Below are 7,883 nucleotides of genomic sequence, written 5' to 3'. Positions count from 1 at the left end.
CCCGCACGCCCCGCGGTTATGCCCCCGGTCTGGCCGCCGTCAACTTCGGCGTCTTCCTCGCCCTGCTCACCCCGGTCATGGTGTCGATGGCGTTCAAGATCCAGCGCATCGATCCCGTCAACACCGAAGCGAGTCTCGGTCTCGTCATGGGAATCGGCGCAGCCTTCGCCCTCGTCGCCAACCCGCTCGTCGGCCGTCTCTCCGACCGCACGACCTCGTCCTGGGGCATGCGGCGCCCGTGGATCCTCGGCGGCGCGATCGTCGGACTCGGCGGCTTCGTGCTGATCGGCATCGCGACGTCCCTCTGGGTCGTCCTGCTCGCCTGGTGCCTCGTGCAGGCCGCGATGAACGCCGTGCTCGCCGCGGCCAACGCCACGCTGCCCGATCAGGTCCCCGTGGGGAGCCGCGGGAAGGTGTCAGGGCTCGTCGGCATCACGACGCCCATCGGCATCCTGGCCGGGAGCTTCATCGTCAACTTCCTGCCCGGCGACTTCGAGCGCTTCGTCGTGCCCGGTGTGATCGCGCTGGTGCTCGTCATCGTGTTCGTCCTGCTGCTCAAGGACCGTCGACTCACCCAGAAGCCCGCCGAGCGGTTCACCGTCGGCACCTTCTTCGGCTCGTTCGTGTTCAACCCCCGCAAGCACCCCGATTTCGGCTGGACCTGGCTCACGAAGTTCTTCGTGATGTTCGGGTACGCCGGCATCGCGACCTTCCTGCCGCTCTACCTCGTCGCGAAGTTCGGCCTCGACGAGCAGGGCGCGGTCGGCACGATCCTCCTCGCCAACCTCGCGTCGATGGCCGCCATGGCGATCTCCGCTCCGCTCGGCGGCTTCCTGTCGGACCGGATCGGCAAGCGTCGGCCGTTCGTCGCCGTCGCCGGCCTCATCATGGTGATCGGCCTCGTGATCCTCGCCGTCGCCCCGAGCATCGAGATCGTGATCGTCGCGCAGGCGATCATCGGCCTCGGCGCCGGATCGTTCCTGTCGGTCGACCTCGCGCTCGCCACCGAGGTGCTGCCGAATCCGGACGACGTCGCGAAGGACCTCGGTGTGCTCAACATCGCCAACGCCCTCCCGCAGTCGATCGCCCCCGCCATCGCGCCGGCGATCATCGCGCTCGGCGCGGCCACGCCTCTCGGCGGATACACCACCTGGTACCTCTTCGGGGCGCTCGTCGCCCTCGCGGGTGCCGTGCTCGTCTACCGCATCAAGGGAGTCAAGTGACCATGACGGACACCACCGATACGACCCGAGTGGCCACCGCTCGGCCCTGGCTCGACGCGAGCCTGCCCGTCGACGAGCGGGTGCAGCTCCTCCTCGACGAGATGACCATCGAGGAGAAGGCGGGCCTGTTCTTCCACACGATGATCGCGATCGGCGACCTCGATGAGACCAACCCCGTCTTCGGCACGCCGAGCGCCCGCGAGTTCGTGGAGGGGAAGCGGATGACGCACTTCAACCTCCTGGGCGCGGCACCCACCGGACGGGAGATCGCGGCGTGGCAGAACGAACTGCAGCGGCTCGCGGCGTCGACACGGCTCGGCATCCCGGTGACGCTCTCGACGGATCCGCGTCACTCGTTCAGCGAGAATCCGGGCGCGTCGATCCTGGCGGGGCCGTTCTCCCAGTGGCCGGAGACGCTCGGTCTCGCCGCGACCCGCGACGCCGAGCTCGTGCAGCGCTTCGGGGATATCGCCCGTCAGGAATACACGGCCGTCGGGCTGCGCGTGGCCCTGCATCCGCAGGTCGATCTCGCGACCGAACCGCGGTGGGCCCGGCAGACGGCGACCTTCGGCGAGGACGCCGAGCTCTCCGGCATTCTCGGAGCGGCATATATCCGGGGATTCCAGGGCGAGGCGTTCGGACCGGGCTCGGTCTCGACCATGACCAAGCACTTCCCCGGTGGCGGCCCGCAGAAGGACGGCGAGGATCCGCACTTCCCGTACGGCCGCGAGCAGGTCTACCCCGGCGGTGAGTTCGAGCTCCATCTCGCGCCCTTCGAGGATGCCCTGGCGGCGGGAACGCGGCAGATGATGCCGTACTACGGCATGCCGGTCGGCACTGAGTACGAGGAGGTCGGCTTCGGGTTCAACCGATCCGTGATCACGGGCCTGCTGCGCGAGCGGTTCGGATTCGACGGGCTGGTCTGCACCGACTGGGGCCTGATCAACGACGCGGAGATCTTCGGGCAGCCCTTCCCGGCGCGGGCCTGGGGCGTGGAGCACCTGACGCCGAAGGAGCGCATGCGCAAGGTCCTCGATGCCGGCGTCGACCAGTTCGGCGGCGAGGACTGCCCCGAGCTGCTCGTCGAGCTCGTCGCCGAGGGGGCGATCTCGCAGGAGCGCGTCGACGTCTCGGCCCGCCGCATCCTGCGCGAGAAGTTCGAGCTCGGGCTGTTCGAGAATCCCTTCGTCGACGAGGACGCGGCCGACGAGATCGTCGGCCGCGCCGAGTTCCGTGCGGCGGGGGAGGCGGCGCAGCGCGCGTCGATCACCGTGCTCGTGAACGACGGTGCGCTGCCGTTCCCCACCGGACGGAGGCTCTACGTCGAGGGGGTTGACCGCGAGGTGGCGGCGGCGTACGGCGAGGTCGTGGATGCTCCGGAGGACGCCGATCTGGCGGTCGTCCGGCTGCAGGCGCCGTTCGACGTGCGCGAGACGATGTTCGAGAACTTCTTCCACGCCGGGTCGCTCGAGTTCCCGGAGGAGATCCTCGACCGCGTCCGCGCGATCGCCGCCGCCGTCCCGACCGTCGTCGACGTGCTCGCAGACCGTCCGCCCATCCTCGGGCCGATCGTCGACGTCGCCGCCGCCGTGACGCTCAACTGGGGGGCATCCGGCGCCGCGCTCCTCGACGTCCTGTCGGGTGCGGTGCCCGCGCGAGGGCGTCTGCCGTTCGATCTCCCGAGCTCGATGGCGGCTGTCGAGGCCTCGCGTCCGGACGTTCCTTTCGACACCAGCGAGCCGCTCTTCCGATTCGGGCACGGGCTCGTCATGTAGGCGCTTTCCGTCTGTCCGAACCGCCCCGCAGGGATTAACCTGCGGGGCGGTTCCGTGTGTATCGGCAGAAATGTCTCATGTGATGACGTTCACGGAAAGAAGTCTGGACAGAAGCTGGACATTCGCTCCGCTGTTAAGAAAAACTGTCAGCGCATGCGCTCGGTCGACTCCTGTCGGCGCCTGGGGAGGGCCTTGTGACGCGGAACATCTGCATCACGGGAGAGGCGAATGGTTTATTCGGAGGGGATGACGAGGCGGCGACGCCGAGTCATCGGAGGGGGCATCGCGGGCACCACGGCCGCGGCGGTGATCCTGGCAAGTGCACTGGTTCCATCAGCGGCGAATGCGCTGGATGCGGCGGATCCCACCGATCCGTCGGTCGCGCAGGGGCAGATCATCCAGGTGCCCGCCGATCTGCTCGGCGGTCTGGACATCGCGGCGCTCGGTCACACCGTGACGAGCAATCCGTCTGCTCCCGGCTCGGAGCTCGGCGGCCTCGACGTCGGTCTGCTCGAAGCGCTGAGCATCGACGTCGGAACGCTCAACGTGCCGCTGCTGACCGACGGCACGACGCCGGGCCTGCTGCAGCTGGGCGACCTGGGCACGACGCAGAGCTTCAGCTCCTCGCCCTCGCAGACGCAGTCGATCGCCTCCTCCGGCACGATCACGTCGGGCGGCGCGATCGACACCGGCGCGATCGACGGCAGCACGAACCCTGCCCAGCTCGAGCTCACCGACCTGTTCGACCAGCTGGGCGTCGCCGGTCTCACCGACGCGGTCCTCGACGAGGCGTCGATCGGCATCGGAGCGCTCGCCTCCCGAGCCGACTCCACCACCGGCACCGCGACCTCCGAGTACCGCATCGCGGACCTCGGCATCGACCTCCACAGCAACCTCGTCGCGGGCCTGTCGACCACTCTCGCGTCGACGATCCAGGGCACGCTGACGCCCGTGAGCAACCTCGTGGGCCCGAGCGGCGCACTCACGGGTCTGGTCACCACCGTGGTGAACACGATCAACGCGATCCCCGACGTCCCGCTTCTGGCCGCCTTCGAGGCGACCGGCGGCACGGTCTCGATCGCCGGGCTCGACACGGTCGGCCAGACCGTCGCATCCGAGGTGCTGCTCGAGCCGCTCGAGAACACCACGGGCTCGGTGCTCGTGGATCTCAGCGACGGGACGATCTCGGTCGACCTGGCGCGGATCCTCGTCGAGACCGGGCAGGGTGCGGACCTCAACTCCCTGCCCGCGAACACCGACGTGCTCTCGGCCGCCACCATCGCGGCCATCCAGCAGGGCATCACCTCGGCGCTCACGGGCACGCACCCCGAGAGCCTGAACGGCAAGATCTCCTCGATCCTCGACACCACGCTCGACGCGCTCCAGGCGACCATCGTCGTGGGCGTCGATCTCACCAATCCGCTCACCGGCATCGACCTGCTCTCCGGGGCTGTGACGATCCGCGGCTCCCTCGCGCAGTTCGCCGGCACGGCGACCCCCGCGCCGACCGTCACGACCGACATCGCGCTCGCGGGTCTCAACATCGGCCTGCTGCTCAACCCGGTCGTGTCCGCGCTGACCGGCGCCATCGCCGGCACGACGGGTCCGCTCGTCAACACGGCGCTGAACGGCGTCATCCCGCTGCTGCAGCCGGCCCTCGCCGCGGTGACCGGCCCCGTGCTCACGACCCTCGACCCCGTCCTCCAGGGCGTGCTCTCGGGTGTCGCGGACATCACGATCAACGAGCAGCTCACCCCCGGCGACATCCCCGGCGACAGCTTCACGGTGCGCGCACTCGCCATCGATCTGCTCCCCGCTGTCGGCGGCGGAGTGGCTCTGGATCTCGGATCGTCGACCGTGAAGGCCGCGGTCACCGCGGTCGCGCTGCTCGACGCGGCCGAGACCGTGCAGGCGGGTACCGCGCTCCCCGTCACGGGTGCCGGCTTCCCGGCGAACACCGAGGTCTCGGTCCAGCTGACCGCGCCCGGAGGCGGCGCCGTCGCCGACCCCGAGCTCGTGACGACCGACGGCAGCGGCGGTTTCACGCTGTCGTACCCCGTCCCGTCCTCCGCCGTCCCCGGCGCGGGATATACGGTGACCGCGACAGCAGGCACGGTGACGGCGACCGACACGACAGAGGTCACGGCCGCGGCGGCGGTGGATGCCGCACCGGCCGTCCAGCAGGGCACCGATCTGGCGGTCAGCGGAACGAACTGGCCCGCGAGCTCGACCGTCTCGCTGCAGCTCACCGCTCCGGGCGGAGCGGCCATCGGCGGACCGGTCGTCGCGAGCACCGACCCGACCGGCTTCTTCAGCACCGCGTATCCGGTTCCCGCGGGCACCGCCCCCGGCACCGGATACACGGTGACGGCGACCGCGGGAACGCAGACCGCCACCGACACCACGGAGGTCACGGCCGTGCCGGTGCCGACGGTCGATGCGCCGGCCGTCGTGCAGGCGGGCACGGACCTTCCGGTCTCCGGTACGACCTGGCCGGCGAACACACAGGTGTCGGTGCAGCTGACCACACCGGGCGGCGACCCGGTGGGCGGACCTGAGCTCGTCACGACGGACGGTGCGGGCGGCTTCACGCTGGCGTATCCGGTTCCGACGACGGCTGTTCCCGGCACCGGCTACACGGTGACCGCGACCGCCGGCGAGGCGATCGCCACGGACGTCCTCGAGGTGACGGCGGCTGCGGCCGTCGACGCGGCGGACACCGTGCAGGCTGGCACCGATCTGGCAGTGACGGGTACGGGCTGGCCGGCGAACACGCCGGTGTCGGTGCAGCTGACCACGCCGGGCGGCGACCCGGTGGGCGGACCTGAGCTGGTCACGACGGACGGTGCGGGCGGCTTCACGCTGGCGTATCCGGTTCCGGCGACGGCTGTTCCCGGCACCGACTACACGGTGACCGCGACCGTCGGCACGCAGACCGCGACCGACACGACCGACGTGACGGCGGCAGCGGCCGTCGACGCGGCGGACACCGTGCAGGCGGGCACCGATCTGGCGGTGACGGGTACGGGCTGGCCGGCGAACACGCCGGTGTCGGTGCAGCTGACCACGCCGGGCGGGGACCCGGTGGGCGGACCTGAGCTGGTCACCACGGACGGTGCGGGCGGCTTCACGCTGGCGTATCCGGTTCCGGCGACGGCTGTTCCCGGCACCGACTACACGGTGACCGCGACCGTCGGCACGCAGACCGCGACCGACACGACCGACGTGACGGCGGCAGCCACCGTCGACGCGGCGGACACGGTCGAGGACGGTGCGGACCTCGCCGTGACCGGTGCGGGGTGGCCGGCGAACACCGTGGTGACGGTGCAGCTCACGGCACCCGGCGGCGCGAACGTCGGCGGGCCCGAGACGGTGACGACCGGGGCGCTGGGCGGATTCGCGCTCGACTACCCGGTCCCCGCGGGCACTCCCGCGGGCGTCGGCTACACCGTGACGGCGAGCGCCGGCACGCAGACGGCCACCGACACGACAGAGGTCACGGACGCGCCGGAGACCGTCGAGGTCGCCCCCAGCGTTCCGGCGGGGACGAACCTCGCCGTCACCGGAACCGGCTGGGCGGTGAACACCGCGGTGTCGCTGCAGCTGACGGCGCCGGGCGGTGCGACCGTCGGTGGACCCGTGACCGCGACGACCGACGCCTCGGGTGCCTTCACGGCGACCTACCCCGTGCCGGCGGACGCGACTCCGGCCGCGGGCTACACGCTCACGGCGACCGCGGGCACGGAGAGCGCGACCGACACCACCGAGGTGACGGCGGGCGATCCGGACGACGCCAACACGAACGCCGCGGCCTCGGCCTCGGCATCGGCCGACGCGACCGCCGACGGAGACCCCTCGGCGCAGGCGGCGGCAGAGGCGGCGGCTCTCGCAGACGCGACCTCCGCGGCATCGGCGGCGGCCACGGCCGACGCCACGGCGGCGGCGGAGGCAGCGGCGACGACGGACGCGACGACCACCGCCTCGAGCGACGCGACCTCGACGGCGAACGCCTCCGCGGCGATCGCCGCACAGGCGGCGGCCCAGGCGGATGCCTCGGACGACGCGGACGCGGCGGCCTCCACGGCGGCGGACTCGAACTCCGCGGCCTCGTCGGAGTCGGCGGCGACCACGGACTCGTCCACGGACGCCTCGTCGGAGGCATCGACCAACGCGAACGCGGCGGCATCCGCATCCGCATCCGCGGACGCCGATGCGTCGACGGCGGCGGTCGCAGAGGCCTCCGCTCAGGCGGCGGCGTTCGCAGACGCGACGGCGGAGGGATCGGCCGCGGCCGACTCGACGGCCGGCGCGGCGGCGCAGGCGGCCGCGACGGCCACCGCCTCCACGGCGGCGACGGCTGATTCGACCTCGGACGCGAACGCCGGCGCGGCGATCGCCGCCCAGGCCGCAGCTCTCGCGGACGCGACGACGGACACGGCGGCGCAGGCGTCGGCGACGTCCGACGCCAGCACCAGCGCGGCATCGAACGCGAGCGCTGCGGCTCTCGCCACGGCCTCGACGGACGCGTCCTCGGATGCGGTCGCCGATGCGGCTGCGGATGCGGAGCTGAACACGAACGCGTCGGCCTCGGCGACGGCGTCGGCGCAGGCGGACAGCGACAGCAATGCCGCGGTCGAGGCTGCGGCGGTGGCTGCGGCTCTGGCGGATGCGACGAGCGCGGCGTCGGCGGCGGCCGATGTGACGGCGGATGCGGCGGCCTCGGCTGCGGCGACCGACGACGCGTCGACGGATGCCTCGGCGACGGCGACGACCGATGCGAACGCCTCTGCGGCTGCGGCCGCGCAGGCGGCGGCGCAGAACGATGCGACGTCGACGAGTGCGGCGGACGCCTCGGCGGCGGCCGATCCGGATGCGGCGGCGTCGG

3 protein-coding genes are annotated in these 7,883 nt (G+C 71.7%); all 3 read left to right on the top strand.

Annotated features, from left to right (window positions below; translation table 11 throughout):
• Positions 1-1,223: MFS transporter (locus A4X16_RS13740; protein ID WP_082914465.1), on the top strand; the 1,223-nt coding region annotated here is incomplete at its 5' end.
• 2 nt (positions 1,224-1,225) lie between these two features.
• Complete coding sequence (locus tag A4X16_RS13735; RefSeq protein ID WP_067121467.1) at positions 1,226-2,998, top strand: glycoside hydrolase family 3 protein; 1,773 nt, start codon at positions 1,226-1,228, stop codon at positions 2,996-2,998.
• Between the two features lie 246 nt (positions 2,999-3,244).
• Positions 3,245-7,883 (top strand): choice-of-anchor G family protein (locus A4X16_RS13730; RefSeq protein ID WP_067121465.1); only part of this gene is annotated, 4,639 nt, incomplete at its 3' end.

The organism is Microbacterium sp. H83, from assembly GCF_001650405.1.
Lineage (GTDB): Bacteria > Actinomycetota > Actinomycetes > Actinomycetales > Microbacteriaceae > Microbacterium.
This window is presented reverse-complemented; position numbering and strand designations above follow the sequence as displayed.

Excerpts from the sequence above, each read along its gene's own strand:
- A4X16_RS13735 (WP_067121467.1), top strand. The coding sequence starts at position 1,226 with ATGACGGACACCACCGATACGACCCGAGTGGCCACCGCTCGGCCCTGG.